The 19,130-nt window shown below is 66.2% G+C and carries 12 protein-coding genes; 2 read left to right on the plus strand and 10 right to left on the minus strand.

Going from position 1 to position 19,130, the window contains the following annotated elements; translation table 11 throughout:
- Window positions 1-306: 306 nt before the first annotated feature.
- Entirely contained in the window at window positions 307-1,953 is a 1,647-nt protein-coding gene (locus EL266_RS03425) for a DUF262 domain-containing protein (protein ID WP_026426368.1), read from the plus strand.
- The gene (locus tag EL266_RS03430) at window positions 1,950-3,167 is read left to right on the plus strand and encodes a type II toxin-antitoxin system HipA family toxin (protein ID WP_026426369.1); all 1,218 of its coding nucleotides are present in this window, start codon (window positions 1,950-1,952) and stop codon (window positions 3,165-3,167) included. Before EL266_RS03425 ends, EL266_RS03430 begins: the two co-directional genes overlap by 4 nt.
- 86 nt (window positions 3,168-3,253) lie before the next feature.
- Here the strand turns inward: EL266_RS03430 and EL266_RS13485 are convergent, their stop codons facing one another.
- From EL266_RS13485 to EL266_RS03480, 10 genes are all read right to left on the minus strand, one after another.
- The gene (locus tag EL266_RS13485) at window positions 3,254-3,928 is read right to left on the minus strand and encodes a hypothetical protein (RefSeq protein WP_197719267.1); all 675 of its coding nucleotides are present in this window, start codon (window positions 3,926-3,928) and stop codon (window positions 3,254-3,256) included.
- Window positions 3,929-3,983: 55 nt separating this feature from the next.
- Window positions 3,984-6,179, minus strand: a complete 2,196-nt coding sequence (locus EL266_RS03440) for a DUF6571 family protein (protein ID WP_126412128.1) — start codon at window positions 6,177-6,179, stop codon at window positions 3,984-3,986.
- A 733-nt stretch (window positions 6,180-6,912) separates the two neighbouring features.
- Window positions 6,913-8,151 (minus strand): hypothetical protein, encoded by a 1,239-nt coding sequence (locus tag EL266_RS03445; protein ID WP_026426371.1) that lies wholly within the window; start codon window positions 8,149-8,151, stop codon window positions 6,913-6,915.
- Window position 8,152: 1 nt separating this feature from the next.
- Window positions 8,153-10,126: a PQQ-binding-like beta-propeller repeat protein gene (locus EL266_RS03450; RefSeq protein WP_026426372.1), complete on the minus strand. Its 1,974-nt coding sequence runs from the start codon at window positions 10,124-10,126 to the stop codon at window positions 8,153-8,155.
- Window positions 10,123-11,412 (minus strand): hypothetical protein, encoded by a 1,290-nt coding sequence (locus tag EL266_RS03455; RefSeq protein ID WP_026426373.1) that lies wholly within the window; start codon window positions 11,410-11,412, stop codon window positions 10,123-10,125. Before EL266_RS03455 ends, EL266_RS03450 begins: the two co-directional genes overlap by 4 nt.
- A gap of 1 nt (window position 11,413) precedes the next feature.
- The gene (locus EL266_RS03460; protein ID WP_026426374.1) at window positions 11,414-13,573 is read right to left on the minus strand and encodes a hypothetical protein; all 2,160 of its coding nucleotides are present in this window, start codon (window positions 13,571-13,573) and stop codon (window positions 11,414-11,416) included.
- Between the two features lie 116 nt (window positions 13,574-13,689).
- Entirely contained in the window at window positions 13,690-14,760 is a 1,071-nt protein-coding gene (locus EL266_RS03465; RefSeq protein ID WP_026426375.1) for a YwiC-like family protein, read from the minus strand.
- Between the two features lie 168 nt (window positions 14,761-14,928).
- On the minus strand, window positions 14,929-15,444 hold the full coding sequence (locus EL266_RS03470) for a GNAT family N-acetyltransferase (RefSeq protein ID WP_026426376.1): 516 nt from the start codon (window positions 15,442-15,444) through the stop codon (window positions 14,929-14,931).
- Between the two features lie 898 nt (window positions 15,445-16,342).
- Complete coding sequence (gene pgm, locus EL266_RS03475; protein WP_026426377.1) at window positions 16,343-18,025, minus strand: phosphoglucomutase (alpha-D-glucose-1,6-bisphosphate-dependent); 1,683 nt, start codon at window positions 18,023-18,025, stop codon at window positions 16,343-16,345.
- 96 nt (window positions 18,026-18,121) lie between these two features.
- Window positions 18,122-19,003, minus strand: a complete 882-nt coding sequence (locus tag EL266_RS03480; RefSeq protein ID WP_051280960.1) for a hypothetical protein — start codon at window positions 19,001-19,003, stop codon at window positions 18,122-18,124.
- Window positions 19,004-19,130: the final 127 nt, after the last annotated feature.

A 19,130-nucleotide genomic window follows, 5' to 3' on the forward strand; every position in this document is an offset into this window, starting at 1 on the left:
AGAGCGATGATGACATGTGACTGAGGGCACTGTCATCGGAATAGGCGCCCAATGGCTGCGTTCTGTGTGCATAGCGGATCCATCGCAGCATTCCTGGGTGGGACGGATCGTTCTTCTGCTCAGAGGGACTCGGGGAGTGCGTGGACAAGCGGGCGCGGGCGGCGTCGTCCGACCCATGTGTGCCGCATCGTGCCCGAGATCCAGGTTTCGCCTCTGAGTCCCCCATGCGTGCACGGGGGAGCGAGGCAGGGGAGCGGGGGCGCTGGGCTCGCGGATCATGTCCGTGCCTCCTGGCATCATGGGTTCATGGACGAGTCGCAGGCGATCTCCCGGGCGGAGACCTACAGCATCCGCGAGTTGCACACCCTGGTGCGCACAGGGCGCATCCGGGTGCCGGAGTTCCAGCGCTCTTTCCGCTGGGAGGCCAAGGACGTCCTTGCACTCGTCGACTCCCTCCTGCGCGGCTTCCCCGTGGGGAATCTTCTGCTGTGGAAGCGGCCCGCGGAGGCCGGGCGCCTGCGCATCGGGGCGCTCGACGTCGACGCCCCGGAGGTTCCCGATGCCCTGTGGGTGGTTGATGGCCAGCAGCGCATCACCAGCCTCGTCAATGCCGTGGATCCGGAGGGTGGCAAGGACCGGCGCTTCGCCCTGGGGTACTCCCTCAAGACCGGGAAGGTGGTGCGGCTACGGGAACCGGAGGAGGACCTTGTGGTCCCGCTGCCGGACCTCTTCGACCTGGGGCGGGCACTGGCCTGGATGGGCGAGCATCCCGAGGCCGGCGATGAGGCGGGACACATTCAGCAGGCCGTGGAACGGCTGGGTAACGCGGCGATTCCTGCGACCATCATGTCCGAGGCTAACGAGTCCGTCCTGCGGGAGATCTTCGACCGCATCAACAACCGGGGCAAGCCCCTCAATGACGCAGAGGTCTTCGATGCCCTCCACGGCGGACCAGGCAGGGGACTGACAATCGAGGGCATCCGAGCCTCGATCAATGCGCAGACGAATGTCGGCCTGCTGCCCGAGGCCGCCGTCATTCAGGCGCTCCTCGTGCGCCGCCACACTGACATTACCCGGGATCTGCACGGCGAGTTCTCGCAGTCTCGGCGCCGGGTGAGCGACTTCCCGAGCGAGAGCGAGGGGGAGGCCTACCGGGGCACCGAGGCGGCACTCCTGGCCGCGGTGCGCTTCCTCCAGGAGCAGGGCGTTCCGCACTGGACCTTCCTGCCCTTCCGCTTCCAGCTCCTGGTCCTCACTCGGTTCTTCGCGCTGTTCCCCGAGCCCTATGAGCGCAACCGCATCCTGCTCGGCCGCTGGCTGTGGCGCACGAGTGTGGGCGCCGACCAGCTGGGGATCAGCGGCTCCCAGGCCGATCTGCGGAGCATGGCCGCCTGCCTCGTGGCCGGGGAGGAATCCGACTCCGTCCAGCGTCTTCTTGCTGCGGCTCGCCTTGAGGGTGAGGCGCCCTTGCCGGAGCTCTCCGTGTTCCGGGCGACCCGCTCGGATTCCAAGGTCATCGCCAGCGCCCTGTGGAGCCTCGAGCCCACAGATCTGCGCACGGGTGAGCCCATGACGCTGGAGGCTCTTGCCGATTTGCTGAGGTCCGCCAGCACGCCCAGCGCCGCCCTCACCGAGCTCGTCCCGGCCGAGGCGCTGGGCGAGGATGCGCTGCCGGCGGCTAACCGCATGATCTCTGGCCTGGATCGTCGACGGGTCATGGAGTACCTGGCTGCCGGTGTCGGGAACCTGGAGTCCCTGCTGCTCACCGAGGAGATCGTCGGCCTTCTGCAGAGGAAGGAGGAGAAGCGGGCCATCGAGCTGCGAGCGGCGCTCTTGGAGGAGCATGTTCGCCGCTTCGTCACCGTGCGAACCGCCTGCGGGTATGAGGACACGCCGCCGCTGGAGGATCTGCTTCGCCGAGTAGGTGCTGACCTTGCGCAGGACATCCGATGAAAGAGGAGATCTACGCGGTCACTCTCCACGGCGAGCACGTGGGCGTCCTGAGCAGGCGGGATGCCGTCACCAAGTTCGTCTTCGATGACGACTACTGGTCGCGGCCCGGGCGGGCTGTCCTGGGCAGATGGTTCGAGGAGCATCAGCGGGCTTGGCCGCACGCCATGAACAGAGTCCCGGCGTGGTTCTCCAACCTTCTTCCCGAAGGACGTTTACGCGATCTCATCGCCCATGAGCAGGGAGTAAACGCCTATGCGGAGATGGATCTGCTTGCCCGGATCGGTGGAGATCTTCCCGGCGCGGTGGCTGTCGATCTGGACGACACATCAGAGGTCGATGCGGTCTTTGAGGGTGCGGTTAGCAGCGACGTTCCTCAACCTCTGACGGCCCAGCCCAGGCGGGCTTCGCTGGCGGGCATGGCGCTCAAGTTCTCCGTGCGCCATGAGGGTGACCGTCTTGCCCTGCCAGTCCGTGGCGAGGACGGGGACTGGATCCTCAAGACGCCAGACTCCCAGTACCCCGACCTTCCCGCCAACGAGTACGCCATCATGCGCTTGGCTGATCGGGTGGGGATCGAGGTTCCTGAACTGGCGCTATGGGATCGCTCATCGATCGACGAGCTCGGGCCCGGTGCATGGCCCAATGATGAGACTCTGGCCTATGCCATTCGGCGTTTCGACCGCAGTGATCACGGGCGCATTCATATCGAGGACTTCGCCCAGGTGCGCGGGACGTTCGGTGCTGAAGAAGGGAAGTACCGGTCTGCGGTGGAGGAGATCGCCGTCCTTGCCTACAGCGGTCACGACCATGCCTCCCTGCAGGAGATGGTGCGCCGCACGGCCTTCAATCTCTTGGCGGGCAATGGCGACGCGCACCTGAAGAACTGGTCCCTCATCTACCCGGACCGTCGCGCCGCCAGGCTCTCCCCCGCCTACGACCTTGTCTGCACTGCCCCGTATCTCGGGCAGCCCGAGGATCCTCATCTGGCCCTGCCCTTCTTCGGGGCGCGCACGTTGAGCAGTGTGACTCGCGAGCACTTCGCCCGACTTCAAGACGTCTTGCGCGTCGGGCGCGAGGATGTGCTCGACGTCCTCGACGAGACCCTGGAGCGCTTTCGGCAGACCTGGGCGGAGGAGCCCGACGCACCCGATGCCGTCACCGTCTGGATCAGCGCCCACCTCGAGGCCACCTCCACCCGACTTCACGGCGCGTAGTCGGAAGCCCACTCGGCGCTGGGATCTGGTCCTTCGGGGCGATGAACTAGCCGTATGGCGCACGGTACTCCGAGAGGTGGTTGTGTTCAGTTGTCGTGTTCGGGGTCGGGTGTGTCTGTGGGGGTGGTGCTCGGCTGGGGGGTGTCGTGTGCGTAGGGTGGGCGGATGTCTTCCATGGTCTGGTCCAGGCCGGGGATGGGCTGGTCTTGGCATAGCCAGGGCAGGGCTGATTGGGTGAGGTTGACCAGGTTGCCTTTGAGGTCGCCTTGCATGGCCGGGGCATGGTCGATGCTGAGAGCCAGGTAGTGGTCTCCGCAGATGAAGACGGTTGAGCCGTATCTCACGCCATAGGCCTGATCGCCGCTGCCGTCATCGTCCTCCACTTCTTCATCGATCCATGCCTTCCCGGTGCCCTCGATGCCGGGGAAGGAGAAGTCGCTGCCGAACTGTCCACGCGACAGGTTGGGCTCGTCCCAGGGATCTTTATTCCTGTAGATGTACCACGCTTGGATGTAGAGAACGGAGGCGTCCCGCCCGGGAATTTTGACAATGCACCAGGGGGGTATGTGGTTGAAGTGGTTCACGATGGTGCTGTCGGGGCCGAACATGGCCTCTACGGCTTCGTCGGGGATGCCCGGGCAGGTGTAGGAGGCCCCATCCGGCGCGGCTGTGGCCACCACCGGCACAGTTGAGCGCGAACTCGATCGTCCTAACGGTCCGCCATTGGCGCAGCCGGCCAGCGCCAGGCAGGATGCGGCCACCAAGCAGATGCCAGAGGACAGCCACCACCTGCTCCGCCGGTCCGCAAGGTCTCGCTCACCCATCCTTCGTCTCATCATCTTGAGTGCTCTTCGGTTTGGCGCCCCAGCTGTGGGCCGGTGCTTCGGGCGCGTCGGGACTGGCCGTAGCATACGCTTTATCAAAGATGTTGTTCATGGCTAAGGTGTAACTGGTATTCGAATCTGCCGGATTATGTAGATGTCCACCCAGAGTATGCAATCCGTCGCGCACATTAGGGTCATTCAACTGATCGGGGGACATGCCTTGTGTCAGGACATTGCCGGCCTCATCAACCACATTGTCAACACTTTCGTCCACTGTCTTTGCCGTCCCGGTTGATGTCCTCATCGCTTGAATGTCCGCGACTGAGTAGACACCACTGTTGAGTAGACTCGCGGTGATCTGCTCGGTACTGGCGGCCATTGCATCACTCTTGATTTTCGCCGCCTCTGTGCGTGCCTCAGACGCATTATTGACAGAAATGGGATTCGCCGTATCCACAACCAGAGCTGCCGCATCTCCGACGACGGGAATCAAACCAGCGCCATATGAGACGATAGTGTTGCTGGTGGTTGCGTAGTTATCTACTTGAACGCCACGGTGAACAAGTTGATGACTCTCCGCCCCAGCGAAGAATCCGTTGGTAGCGGCCTGTCTCTCGACCGCCGCCGTCAACTCAGTTGAATCCTTAGTGTCCTGATATATTTCGGCGGCAGCCTGGAGTTGCTGTTCGTGATAATCAGACATCGACTCGCCCAAGTGGGCGGAAGCGTTTTTATCCTGCAACACCTGACCCACCAGATTAGTGAGCGCCCTGTCAGTCATTACTGGATGGTGATAGGAAATTCCGCCAGCGGAATCGTTGAATACTTTGACGGGCCCTTCGGGGTTCCCCGGAAATGCTGATTCGCTCACTCCCTCGGGATGGCGTGCTAGCACACTCGATACGAGATTGCGACCCTCGCTGTCAAGCGCTGGGGGATCTTCCGCCGATCCGAGGCCATTGAGTATACCTGATACCGCAGTCGCGGCCGCAGATACCTGACGCTTCTGGCTAGAATCATCGGAAGACGGAGCCTCAGAGGAGCCGACATTACGGTCTATTTCATCGCACAGACGTGCCCAATCCCTCGTCCAGTCTTGATTCGACAGTTTCCCATTTTCGATCAACGTCTGAACGCGCTCAACGTGCTCCTTCGAATCCGCGCCAGTAATAGGCTTATCGGACCATTCGCTGGACGGAACCAACCACTCAAGGCCGGCGTCACGATTGCCCGTCATTGCATGCACAACGCCCGACAGGGGGTTGTCATTACTCACAATCGATAGAGATGTCATCCTGAGACGATCCCCAGTCGGCACCTCATCGTACTCATGGCTCTCGATTCGTCGCGCCAGGGTGACCAGGAAAGTGTCGTTGTAGTCCAGGCCCACGGAATCTTCGACGCCATCGCCGTCGATATCCACTTGCTGAGAGGTCTCCAGCATAGTGTTCAGGGCATCGATGCGTGCGGGCTTGCCATCCTCTTGCGTCATATCTGCGAGACGATCCGCGTAGGCCTTAGCCTTGTCTTCCGGCCACGTATTGGATGCGGTTGCCAGCATTCTACCCATGACGTTGGCCAGGTCAACGCCAGCATTAGGTCTCTCACTATATGCAGTCCCCTCGACGTTGGATACCGAGGTGAACCGCTGGTCAATGTCGGTTATGCTATCGAGAATTCGCCCCGGTCCGATGTTGTTGAAAATCGTATTGGCGTAGGCCGGATCATCCTGTCCAGCGCGCATGCGCTCCAACAGTTGATCCCACTCCTCTGGGCTGCACCCCTGCTCCGAATACTTCACCAACGTCGCGGCATCAGTGTTCGCCTGCCGCCAGGTGTCGACATTGTTGTGCGTTTTAACGTTCTCCGGCGTGTCCTCCACCCCGTCAGGCACGTAATAACAGATCGTGCCGTCCGGTGCGGTGGCAGTCATGCCAGTCTCATTGGCGGCCTTTGCGGCGTCTAAGCGTGCCTGCAGTTTGGAGGCCTCATCTGCTAGATCGTCCTTGTATGTCGTCATGTTGGTAGAGAAGGAGAACAGGTCAACCGGATTCTCGCCACGACTCGACGAATTGGCAGAGTTAACCATTGTCACAGCAGATCTGCTGGACTCAGCCTTGGTCGCGTAACCGTTGAGGTCGTTGATGATCTTCTGCAGACCGTCAGGATCGAGAGAAATATAAGCCATGACTATCACCAGGTCGCTCGGGAGTCTGTTTCCTTGACTTTCTCGGGTTCGGCACTATGATCATCAGAGACGTCTTGCCGAGTTGAACTCACCTGGGAAGTGATCTTATCAATCACTCCTACGGCGGCAGTGCGGGATGTCTCCGCTAGTGGCGATTTCCACACACTCCCCTCGCCTCCCAGGCCGTTGGTCAGCATGTGTGACTTTGGCGTCATTCCGCTGGTGGCCCCCGCGTCCAGGTCGTCCTCAGCGGAGTCTAAGGTGTCAAGCACCCTCTTCATGGCGGGCCGCTTCAGATTCGGCACCAACTTATCGCCATCCTCATCCGTCTCGCGAGGAGTGCCCCCCAGGCCATCATCAGCATTGGGGCGCGCATCCCAATCGGGTCCAACTACCACGTCATCTCCTCACGGATCGGTAACCGAGCGTCGCCGACACTACCCGAATATTACTGGGCTTGTCTACAACTTGCGGGTGAGTCCATGTCGAGGTTGCACAGATGGAGCCATTGCGACACGCATCGTCGAGGTTCGAGGCCTCAACGCCCTTGATGTCGACGATCTGCACCAGGAGCCATCCTTCCGTGCCTCCTTGGATGAGGCCGCCTGCCATGACGACCCCCGCGCCGCGCTCGCCCAGGCTCACGCGGCCCTCGACCGGCTCCTGGGCACGGTGCTCGATCCCCGCTGACAAGCCGGACACCACCCGGGCCCGGGCTGAGGCTCACCCCGGCTCACCCCTTATCCTCCTGCAGACTGGTGCGGAACACGGCGAGCATGTCGTCCGGGGCCACACCACTGCCGATGATGTCCACCGGTTCCGAGCGAATGCGCCGGTCCTGCCCGGGTGCAGCATCGACCCAGACGGGAGCCTCGCCCCCGTCCTTCTTAAGGACCCAGATCATCCCGGTCGGGGTGGGTTCACGCCAGAAGTTGCGACCTGTCGTGTCCACGCGCGCGCCGGTGCCGAGGTCCACCAGCTCGCTCGGCTCGTCGGCCCAATCAGGGTGCTCGGTCTTGGCCCCCACGGAGCTCGCCGGATCCGTGAAGCGCCCGACCCATCCGGAGGGGTGGATGTAGTAGACGCCGTCGAGACTGCTCAGGTGCTCGCCCGTGAGTGCGTCAGCCTGGGTGACTGTCGTCGTCGAGCACGACTCCGAGCCGCACAGTTTCAGGGTGGCCCGCTCGCTGAGCACAACATTGGATCCCGTGGCACCCACGAGCCAGGCCCCAGGGCTCCAGCGCGCCGGCTTGGCCTTGGGGGAGGCGAGGGAGTAGGTGGAGATGGTCGAACCCTCGGCCATCAGCGTGGGGGAGGCCTGAATGATCAGGGCGTCATTGGTCAGCGCCATTCCCAGGAGGAGGTCCGCGGTCTCCACGGTGCGCACCACCTCACCCGTCTTGGCGGACATGACCACGACGGTTCCCCTGCCGTCCTCGCGTGGCGCGTTACTGTCGTACGGGCCACTGGGCATGGCAGTGAGCCCGACGGCGATATGCTCCCCATCCTCACTTGCCTGGAGCGCATGGAAGGACATGGTGTCGCTGCCGGCGGAATCGAGGGTGGTCATGCCCGGACCCAGGCTCCGATACCAGCGCACCGAGCCGTCCTGCGGGTCCAGACCGACGACGGCAGGCTCCTCGACCGGCTCCTCCTTGGAGTCATCCCGGTCCGTGAGGAGCAGGACGGGCCCATGAGCGGTGCCCTGGGTCCACTCGAGGCGACGGATGGGCGCATGTGCTGCAACCTGCCAGGCCCGGCCGTCCTCTCCCGGAGTCTGCGGGGCGGTGATGACGCCCGCTGCCTGCGCCTCGACCGCCCCTCCCACCGGGCCCGGGCTCACCGTCGGCGCGGCGGGAGGCTCCGGCCGTTGGACCTGCCATACCAGGCCGGAGAAGGCCAACGCCACCGTGACGACGACGGCCGCTATCACGAGGCGGGCCCGCAGGGAGTCGTGACTCAGAAGGCGCATCTCACCTCACCCCGTAGAGCCGGAAGGTGCGCAGCCCAGTGCGGTCCCTTTCCGCACCGGTGTCCAGAGCGACGACGAGACAGCCAGGGGCCGCCAGATAGCGCGGAACAAGAGCGGCGAAATCCTCGTCCCGCCAACTCAGGTCATCTGTCTCATCGGGGCCGTGGGACCTTTCGTCGGAGACGATCGTCCATGGCACGGGAATCTCCAACGGTGCCTGACCATTGGCGGGGGAGATGCGGATCGCAGTGGACTCCCTCCCCGAGGCATCGCGCCTCCAGACCCGCCCGGCCCTCGCGGCGCCGATCGATGAACTGTCCCCCGCGGCCGTCATGCTGCGACTGACCGGATCGAAGAGCGCGGCTGCGGCGGAACCGTCGACGGGGTCAGCGCTGTCGAGGTCGGTCAGAGCGGTGAGCTCGGGATAGGTGACGAGTTGGCCGGATGCGGTCGATGCGACCATATTGGGCCCCGAGGTTCGGCCCATGGGGATGGCCTCAACCTCGGTGCTGCCGCTCGCGGCGACGGCGTCAATGGAGACGGCCTGGCCGTCCCAGGCCGACAGCCTGGAACCGTTGGTCATATTGCCGGTATACGTGATCACCCAGCCTCCGACGACGACGGGAATGTCCATGAAGGGATCGAGGCCTGCCTTGCTCAGCGTGATCGTCGCCGCCGGATCCGCATCGGGAACCAGAATGAGGTCCGCCAAGGAGAATCGTGGAGGGAGATTGTGGTTGACCCTGAGGATGAAGGTGGAGTGGCCGGCCGGCCCGGAGTAGCCGGGATCCCAGTCCTCGGGCGCATCCAGGGTCCACAGGCGGTGCCCGTCGGCCAGTGAGTAGGCTGAGGGGCCGATGAGGGCGGCCGAGTCGGTCATCTGGATCGTCAGTTCGTCGGGGGACAGGGACGTCTCGGTTGGGACCTGGGCGACGACCCGGCCGGTGAGGGCATCGAGAAGAACCACGATCATTCTCTGCGCATAATCGGAGAAGCGAGGGTCCCGGGTCTCGACGGTCACCGCCACGTGCTTGCCGTCGGGGCTGACGACCAGACGTGCGCGTCTGTCTCCATAGAGCGTGGGACCCCCGTAATCCACATCCGCGGCGCGGTAGGTCCACAGTGTGGTGCCGTTGTCGGGGTTGATGGCCTCGATGCCCTCGTGGGTCAGGATGAGGGGGCCGCGTGCACCGGCGGCGATGTCCAGGGCTTGTGCGCTGGTGGTGATGTCCTTGGTCCAGGCCACGGTGCTGGGGGCTGCTTGGGGGATGGCCGGTAGGGCGTCGTCGGGCACGGGGGCGGCGGTGGTGGCCTGCCCGGCCACAGTCCTGACAGGCCCCGTCAGGTGGCGGGTCGCCAGGCCGTGGACTCCAGCCAGGACCAGGCAGGGCAGCAGCCCGACCGCCGTGGCCATAACAAGCCGCAGGGCCGTGTCGCGCCTGCGGATCAGACCCGGGCCCGAGGCCTCCTCCTGCTCCTCGGCGTCAGGCGGGCGGAGTCGGCCCCACCGAGCCGGGTCATTGGCCGCGCCTGGATCAATGCCGCTCATCCTGCGGCGCATGCGCAGCAGCGCCCCGGCGCCCAGGGCCATACCCACCAGGACAAGGGCCGCGATGAGCAGGTTCAGCCTGTCCGGCCGCTGCCCGCGCTCCCAGTAGATCTGCCACCATCCCAGGACGATGAAGCAGGATGGAGCCAGGACCACCAGGCTGATGGTGGACAGCTCAAGAGCATCGGCGACGACGTCGCGCCCCCGCCATCTGGCCAGCGCCCAGCCCAGGCCGGCGATGACCGCCGCGACACCCAGGGTGACAACCGCAGGGCTGAGGCTCATCCGCGTGGCGTCCTTGGAGAGCGTCTCGTCGTTGACATAGAGGCCCAGGGCGACGGCGACCAGCATGGTCACCAGGCTGACCAGGCGCAGCCCCCGCAGCGCCGTCGTGCTCCAGGGCACCTGCGGATCGATGCGCGTCATGAGCTGCCCATCAGTTGGGGCTCGCGGTAGACGGCGCTGTAGGTGTAATTGCCGTCGACGGTGATGGCTTTGAAGGCGCTCTTGTGCTGGGTGCGGTCCCCACCGGGGATGGCCGATATCCAGGAGGAGGGCGTGAGGTTGAGATTCGGGCCGTCGCTGGTCTCCCACCATGAGGGGGTTTGCAGGAGCCAGACGAATCCGGTCATCGTGATCACCGGTTCCACGGCCAGGCCGGTGATATCGATTGGCGATCCGCTGGCAAGATCCACCAGCTCCCGACGCTCCTCAAACCACTCCTGGGAATCCGGAGCGATCCGACTGGAGCGGGCGGGATCGGGGAAGCGCTCCACCCAGCCGGAGGGGAACACGCGGTAGACCCCATCGATGCTGCGCTGCTGCTTACCGGAGACGGGATCGGCCAGGGAGACGGTCATGACGGGGCAGGCGTCCTCCCCGCACAGATCACCATTCCTCGTCATATCGGACCGGGGACTGAGCATCACCGTGCTGCCGGTCGAGCCCACGAGCCAACCTTTGGGGCTCCAGTGCGCCGGCTTGGCCTTGGGGGAGCTGAGGGAATAGGTAGAGATAGTCGAGCCCTCGGCTGCAAGGTTGGGCGAGGTCTGGACCGACAGCGCCTCATCGGTCAGCACCATGCTCAACACATGGTCGCGGCTCTCCACGGTGCGCACCACCTCTCCAGTCTTGGCGGACAGGACCACCACGGTGCGGGGGCCGGGGCGATCAGAGCCGCCGCCAGGAATGGGGGAGAGCAGGACGGCGATGTGCTCGCCATCCGGACTCGCGCGCAGGCCGTGTGCTTGGGGGAAACGGAAATTATTACCGTAGCCGTCCTGGAGATCGATCGTGGGCATGAGGCTGCGGTACCAGCGCGCTTCGCCAGTCGAGGGCTCCACAGAGATGACAGCGGTACCGGCCGTCGAGGCCTGCTCCTCGCTCGTCTCCTCCAGGTCGGCATGCGAGAGGAGGACCGGCCCATACGCCGTGGGCTGGGACCACAGCTCCGGCAAGTTCCCTTTGTTCCCACTCGTATGGATCGTCCAGTCCCTATCCGATGACCCGGTCTTCGGCGAGGTGATGACCCCGGCGGCCTCGGCCTCTGCCGCCCCGCCCACAGAGCCCAGGTCCACTGTCACCGCAGGGCGGTCCTGCTCGGGATCGCGCCGCACCCACCACCAGATCGCGGTGGCGCTGACAACCAGGGCCACGACGAGCGCCGTCAGGCCGATGCGGGTCCGTAGGGAATCACGACGGATGCTGAGCATGTCACCTCACCCCGTGAATGCGGTAGAGGCGGGGGCCGTAAGGGTCGCTTTCACTGGTGGCGTCCAGGACGATGAGGTGGCTTCCGGGGCTCGCCACGCACCAGATCGTCGGGGGTTGGTCAGGGTCCTCCTGCCAGACCGGTGTGCCCCCTTCGGTGTCGCCCCGCTCAGTGGTGTCGGTTGTCAGAGTCCAGGGCACGGGGATCTCCAGCGGTGCCTGACCATTGGCGGGGGCGACGCGGATCACGAGGGACTCCTGGCCGGAGTCGTTGATCGTCCGGACTCGGCCGACCTTGGTCGCGCCGATCGAGGGGCTCTCCGCAGCGGCGGTGACACGACGGGTCGCTGGATCGAAAAGCGCCGCCGCCCACACGTTCGCTTCTGGTATCGGGTATCGATCGGCTATCCACGACCTGGGAGCAGCATCGTTGAGGGTGCTGAGATCCGGGTAGGTGACGAGTTGGCCGGAGGCCTGGGAGGCAACGGCATTGACCCCGGAGGTGATGCCCACGGGGATGGTCTCCACATCGGTGCTCCCGGCTGCAGCCACCTCGTCGATATTGATGACCATGCCCTGGGAGGGCGCGGCCCATGTCCCGTCCACCTGCGGCTCCTGGCTGATGAGAACCCAGCCGTCCACGACGACCACGGAGAGATTCTTCATGATGCCGATAGGATCGATGGCCGCGGAGGGGAGCGTTGTGGTGTCCTGCGGATCGGAGTCGGGGGCGAGGGTGAGGTTGACGGCTTTGTTCCGCCCTCGGTGATCCTGCTCCTCCGTGACGCCGAGGATGAAGGTGGAGTGACCGGCCGGACCGGAGTAGCCGGGTTCCCAGTCCTTGGGCTTGTCCAGGGTCCACAGGCGGTGTCCGTCGTCCAGTGAGTAGGTCGTGCGGTCGATCAGGGCGGCCGAGTCAGTCATCTGAATCGTCGGGTTCGTGAACTCCTGCTCTTCGATCGGGATCTGGGCCGTGACCCGGCCGGTCACGGCATCCAGGATGACGACGATGGCATGGGAGGCCTTGGGGAAGTCGGAGGTACTCGAATCGATGATGACGGCGACGTGCTTGCGGTCCGGGCTGGTGACCAGACGAATCGGATGGTCCAGGGTCCCGTCCTCAACCTCTACGTAGTCCGCCTTCGTGGGGCGGTAGGACCAGAGAGTGGTGCCGTCGTCTGAGCTGATGGCCTCGATGCCTTCGTGGGTCAGGATGATGGGGCCGCGGGCTCCGGCGGCGATGTCGATGGCGTCTGCTTCGGTGGTGATGTCCTTGGTCCAGGCCACGGTGCTGGGGGCGGCCGAGGAGATGGCCGGTAGGGCGTCGTCGGGCACGGGGGCGGTGGTGGCCGCCTGCGCGGCCACGGTGGTGGGAAGCCCGGGCAGGATCTGGAGGGCCAGGGCGTAGGCGCAGGCCAGGACCAGGCAGGGCATGAGTCCTGCAGTCACGGCCGTCAGGGTCCTGCCCCTCGTCACCGGTATGCGAGTCGCGCCGACACCGGGCTCATTCTTCTGGGCATCCGCATCGTCGGGAGCCTCGGCGCTCTCGGACGCGCTCCTCGCTGTCTCGTCGTGCTTCACGTCGTCGGCCTGTGTGGCCTCGTCCGGCTCCAGGCTCGCCAACCGCTCCCCAGCACTGTCCTGGTCCTTTTCCTCGGAGGCGACGCGGGAGCCAAGACGGGCCCACCGGGCCGGGTTGTCAGGATCCTCGATCTCCATGCCGCTGAGGTCCCGCCGGATGCGCAGAAGAAGGTCGGCCAGGACGGCCAGGCCCACGAGGATGAATCCGGCGGCTGCCAGCGCGAGTTTCGTCGAGTGCTGGCCGTAGTCCTGGTAGATCGCCCACCAGGAGCGCAGGCAGAGCCCGCTGCCGTACAGGGCGATCAGGCTCACGGTCGACAGGGGCAGGACGTCGCGGGCGATCCAGTGCTCCGGGCCGACGATGGGCAGGAGTCGCCAGACCCAGACCATGATGATGACGAGGGCACTGATCTGCGCCGCTTGGTGGGGGACGCCCGGCGCGTCCTTGACGGTTCCGGCTTCGTGGTAGAGCACGAACACCAGGAGGGATCCCACGATGCCGCCGATGCGCAGTCCCCGCAGCGCCGTCGTGCTCCAGGGCACGTGGGGCAGGGCCTGGGGGACTCCAGCCGTGCGAACCATGATGGGTATTGTGCCCACATCACAAAGAAAATGTCACGATTTGGTGACGGCGTCTCGGTGAACGGCTGTCATCGGCGGCGCCCGTCGTCGTCCAGTGGGCCCAGGCGCCTCCCGGCTCAGCGCGTCGCCACAGTCACCAGGAAGGCCACGCACATGACGATCTCCACGACCCCCATGGTCCCGGGGCGAAGCGGCCGGTGGCGGGTGCGCGCCAGATGCCACTGCCACAGGGGCATGATCAGGCTGCGCAGCGCCAGCACCACCCACAGTGCGGCGTGGGACCAGGGCAGGTAGCCGCCCGTCGCGGCCCACACCACCCCCGCGGCCACCGCGGAATGCGCCACCACGGTCCCGGTCAGGAGCGGATAGTTGAAGCGCTCGCGGATCATCGACTTGATGTAGGGCACCGTCCCGCCGAAGTACGCGGCCGTCAGCCCCGTGACCAGCCACATCCACTGCCATCCCGTCAGCGCCCCATTGGGGGAGGACCCCGGCAGGCTCGCGACATTGGCCGTTCCCAGGAAGCCCCCCGCCCCGCTCACGGCCAGACTGTAGGTGACCGCCGCCATGAGGGAGGCGGCGCTCGTCGTCGCCAGCCCTGAGATCAGCGAGCGCTCGTGCCCCCGCCACACCTGATGCGCGGCGACGGCGAACAGCGGGGCCAGGGGCACCACCCACTGGATGAGGTAGGGAGCGGCCAGGAGGACCAGAAGGCCCAGCAGCGCCGTCCAGCCCGTGTAGATGATGAGGGGGAGCAGCAGGAGGGCGCGCTTGCGCGGCGAGCGCGTGCGCAGCCACTGCGACCAGGCCCAGTAGGTCAGGTAGGCCCCCCACCAGGCGGGCAGGAAGATGAGGTTGACCCAGGAGAACCCGCCGACCACCCAGCCGACGACCGGGGGGAGGACCAGCATGGACCAGGCGCCGTGCTGATTGGGCACCCAGGCCTTGCGGCCGGGCTGCTGGCGAATCTGCTCCTGGGTGGGCTTGGGGGACGGCTGGGGCTTGCCGGTGGAGAGCATGATGTCGTCGGCAGGGCCCGGTCGGGACTGGTGGGAGGGCGCCGAGCGCGGCGCCGGGGGGTCCGACGGCGCAGCATCCTCCAGCGGGGCCGGCTCGGCGGCCTCGGGCTGCTGACTGATGCGCTCCACCCTGCGCTGGGAGGGTCCGGACGGGCGGGACTGGCTCACGCGGGTAAGCCTAGCCTCTCCATGGAACCCGCAGCGGCCCTGTGTACCCTGCGCCGAGGTAGACATTTTCCGCCGAGGTAGACACATTCACCGTCTACCTCGGCGGGAAATGTCTACCTCGACGCAAGAAGGGAGGCGCAACGGCGCAGGAGGGCGACGGCGAGGCCTCTACGCCGCCCTGCCCAGTCGCAGGCGCATCTGGTGCCAGGCGACCCCGCCGTGCTGGGAGCCGCTGATCCCCTCGTCAACGAATCCCAGGCGGGCGTAGAAGCCCACCAGCTCGGGCAGGCAGGTCAGGACCAGGCCCTGACGCCCCTGGTGCGCGCACTGCTCGACGACGTGGCGCAGCAGCGCAGTGGCCAGGCCGCGCCCCTGGGCGGCGGGGGCGGTGGCCACGCTGAAGATCATCTGCCAGGCCCCGGAGGGGCTGTGGTGGGAGGCGTCGGCGAACATGGCATCGGTCAGATCAGGGTCATCGGTGCACAGGCCGTTGACCATGGCCAGCAGCTCTCCGCCCTCCTCGAGCAGCCAGACATGATCGGGGAAGTGGGCGAGGCGCCCGGCGATGGCCTGGGCGCTCGCGGCCTGCTCGGGCGGGAAGCATGTGGCCTCCAGGGCGGTGATGGCGCCGGCGTCGCCCGCCGTGGCCGTGCGGATGCTCCAGGTGGGGCTCGTACTGCTCATGAGCCCACTATGCCCTCGCGGCGAGGGTGTTTCACAGACGGCGGGTCGCCGGGGCTCCGCCGTCGGGCTGGGAGTTCCCGGTGCGGAACGCAATGAGGTGGAGGCGGGCGCCTGGGCTCGCGTCGACGACGAGGGTCTGCGTATCGGACGAGGGTTCGCGTCATCCGACTGGGGTTAGCACAGGGGCGATTGACGCAAAGGCTCGTCGTCGACGCAAAGGCTCGTCCGCGCCGCGTGCCCGGGTGCCGCGAGGGACTGGATGTGCAGTAAAGTGGTTGTGATGGGAGGGGGCTAGAGTGTTGTGTGCTGCCGGATGGCGGAGGCGGCCGATGGTCTTTTTTGCGTTCTCCGCCATTGTTGTGGCTCTTGCAGTTTCAGTCGTCGCGCTACTCTACTTCAGACCAGTGACCCGCGAAGTCCCCTTGCCGGCGGGATCGAGTGGCGGCGAGGTCGTGCTGGTTGGAATGGGGAGGCCTCCGGAGGTGGCCGGAGGGACGGTTCTGCCGGGGCGGATGAGGGCTGATCGAGGCGAATGGGTCGGTGTCATTATATGGTCGGGAGGCGGGGATCGGCGTGAGATTGAATTGCGACTCGGGGAGAGTGAGAAAGTGAACGAGGCTGGTCGAATCACGCTTCTAGCAGTAAATCCTGCGCCGCTTATTTCGCTTCCCGGGCACGGAGAGGGTGGCGGTTGGAGGTATAAGCTCTACGTTGTCCAGGACGTCAGCTCTCGCTGATGCGAGTTAAAAACGTTGTTGATGAGGGGCTATGCCTTTGAAGGCTGCTGGGATCGGCACCCCGTGCCGAGGTAGACGTTTCCCGCCGAGATAGACGGTGAATGTGTCTACCTCGGCGGGAAATGTCTACCTCGGCGCAGAAGAGGGGAGGGAGCGCGGGCTCACACTCCCAGTGCGGCGGAGACCACCTGCTTGGCCTCCTCCTGGACCAGGGCCAGATGCTCCTCGCCCTTGAAGGACTCGGCGTAGATCTTGTAGACGTCCTCCGTGCCCGAGGGCCGGGCCGCGAACCAGGCGTTCTCGGTGGTCACCTTCAACCCGCCGATCGGCTCGCCATTGCCGGGGGCGTCCACCAGGCGCGCGGTGATCTCCTCACCCGCCAGCTCGGTGGCCGTGACATCCGAGGGGGACAGGGCCGCGAGCTTGGCCTTCTCCTCCTTGGTGGCGGCGGCGTCGATCCGGGCATAGGCGCTGGCGCCGAAGCGCTCGACCTGCTCCTCGTGCAGCTGAGAGGGGCTCTTGCCCGTCACGGCGATGATCTCGCTGGCCAGCAGGGCCAGGATGATGCCGTCCTTGTCCGTGGTCCACACGGTGCCGTCCTTGCGCAGGAAGGAGGCCCCCGCGCTCTCCTCACCGCCGAAGCCCACCGAGCCATCCAGCAGGCCGGGCACGAAGTGCTTGAAGCCCACCGGCACCTCCACCAGGCGGCGCCCGATGGACGCCACCACCCGGTCGATGAGCGAGGAGGACACCAGGGTCTTGCCCACGGCGCAGTCCTGCCCCCAGCCGGGGCGGTGGGTGAAGAGGTACTCGATGGCCACGGCCAGGTAGTGGTTGGGGTTCATCAGCCCGCCGTCGGGGGTGACGATGCCGTGGCGGTCGGAGTCGGCGTCGTTGCCGGTGGCGATGTCGTAGGGGGTCTTGCCCTCGGCGTCGGGCGTCATGGCGCCCCGCAGGGAGGCCATGGCATTGGGGGAGGAGCAGTCCATGCGGATCTTGCCGTCCCAGTCCAGGGTCATGAAGGACCAGGCCGGGTCCACGCTCGGGTTGACCACCGTCAGGTCCAGGCCGTAGCGCTCGCCGATGGCGCCCCAGTAGTCCACGGCCGCCCCGCCCAGGGGGTCGGCGCCGATGCGCACCCCGGCTGAGCGGATCGCCTCGATGTCGACGACGCTCTCCAGGTCGGCGACATAGGTCTCCAGGTAGTCGTGCTGGATGACAAGGGGGCCTTCGACGGCCTCGGCCAGGGGGACGCGCGGAACATTGCGCCAACCGCCCTCCAGGAGCTCATTGGCGCGAGAGGCGATCCAGCCGGTGGCATCCGATCCGGCGGGGCCCCCTGTGGGCGGGTTGTACTTGAATCCGCCGTCGCGCGGCGGGTTGTGGGAGGGGGTCACGACGATTCCGTCGGCCAGTCCCGGCCCCGAGGTGCGCACGCCCGACGACGTCCCCGCACCGTTGGCCAGCAGGATGGAGTGGGAGACCGCGGGGGTGGGCGTGTAGGAGCCGCGGGCGTCGATGGCGGTGGGCACCCCGGCCCCCACGAGCACCTCGACGGCGGTGCGCCAGGCCGGCTCGGACAGGGCGTGGGTGTCGCGCCCGATGTACAGGACGCCGTCGGTCCCCTGGGAGCGGCGGTACTCCACGATGGCCGCGGTGGTGGCCACGATATGGGCTTCGTTGAAGGCGGTGTCCAGGGAGGAGCCGCGGTGGCCGGAGGTTCCGAAGACCACTCTCTGTGCGACGATGGAGGGGTCGGGGATGAGCTCGTAGTAGGCGGAGGTGACCGCATCGACGTCGATGAGGTCTTCGGGCTGGGCGGGCTGTCCTGCGCGTGCGTGCATGGTGGCAGTGTGTCATGGGACACCGTCAGAGCCGAGCATGTCCACTGACCGGACGGAATTCATGTGACCAGTAGGACGGCATGGAAACGATCCCACTCAGGGGTCGACGACGTCGAGGATGTTGGCCATCACATTGGGGTGCCGGTGGATCTCGATCTCCGCGCGGGTCACCCGGCCGCCCTCCACGAGCAGTGAGCCCGGCCATGGGTGCGGGCAGTCGGGGAAGGTCCGCACCAGCAGGCTGCCGTCGTCGACGGCAATACGCCCCTCGCCCAGCAGGTGCAGCCGCAGCGTCGGCCGGCTCGACTGATGGAGAGCCTCCTGGATCTGCGGACTCAGCCCCCGGGGCAGAAGGAGCCGCATATCCGCCGCGTACTCGCTGGGGCTGGGGCCCAGCGGGCTGATGAGAACATCCAGGTGGTAGGAGTGGATGATCGACAGCACGCGCCGGGCGCGGATCTCATCGGTGTCCACGCACAGGCGCGTCCATCCCAGCGCGCCGAGCGCTGCCTGCTCCTGGGGCACGTCGATCTCGTGGAGCTCGCCCGTGGTGCGGCCGTGGCTCGAGGTCATCGCCTTGTCGGGGCGCGAGCGCGAGGGCCGGCGGAAGGTGCCGTCGGCGATCGTGGGGATGATCGCCCCGTGGATGCGGACGAGCTCCTCGCGCTCCAGGCCCGCCGACGCCGGCAGGTAGCCCTCGCGGCGCAGGCGAGCGGCCTGTTTGAGCCCCACGTTGAACAGGCCCCTGCGCAGCGGCGAGGCGCTCATCACCTGGGAGGCGGTGCTGCGGGCATGCGGCGCGGTGCTCAGCGCCGTGCGCAGGCGCCGCTCCAGGGCCGTGCCCCGCAGTGGCTCGGTGGGAGTCGGGCCTGTGGGCACGGCCTTGCGGGCCGGGGCGCGGGCGGCGCCGGCGACGGTTGAGGCGGCGCTCGCCAGCCCCGATCGGGTGCGCTTGACCAGGCCCATGGGGGTGCCCATGGGTGTGCGGATAGGGGGTTCGTCCATCGCCTGTCCCTCGTGCTGTGCTCCTGGGGCACTGGAGGGGCCTCGATGAGGCCTCTACAGTGGTGCCCGCCACGTTACGGCAGGCCCGCGCGCCCCGCCT

It is taken from the genome of Actinomyces slackii (assembly GCF_900637295.1).
Taxonomy (GTDB): domain Bacteria; phylum Actinomycetota; class Actinomycetes; order Actinomycetales; family Actinomycetaceae; genus Actinomyces; species Actinomyces slackii.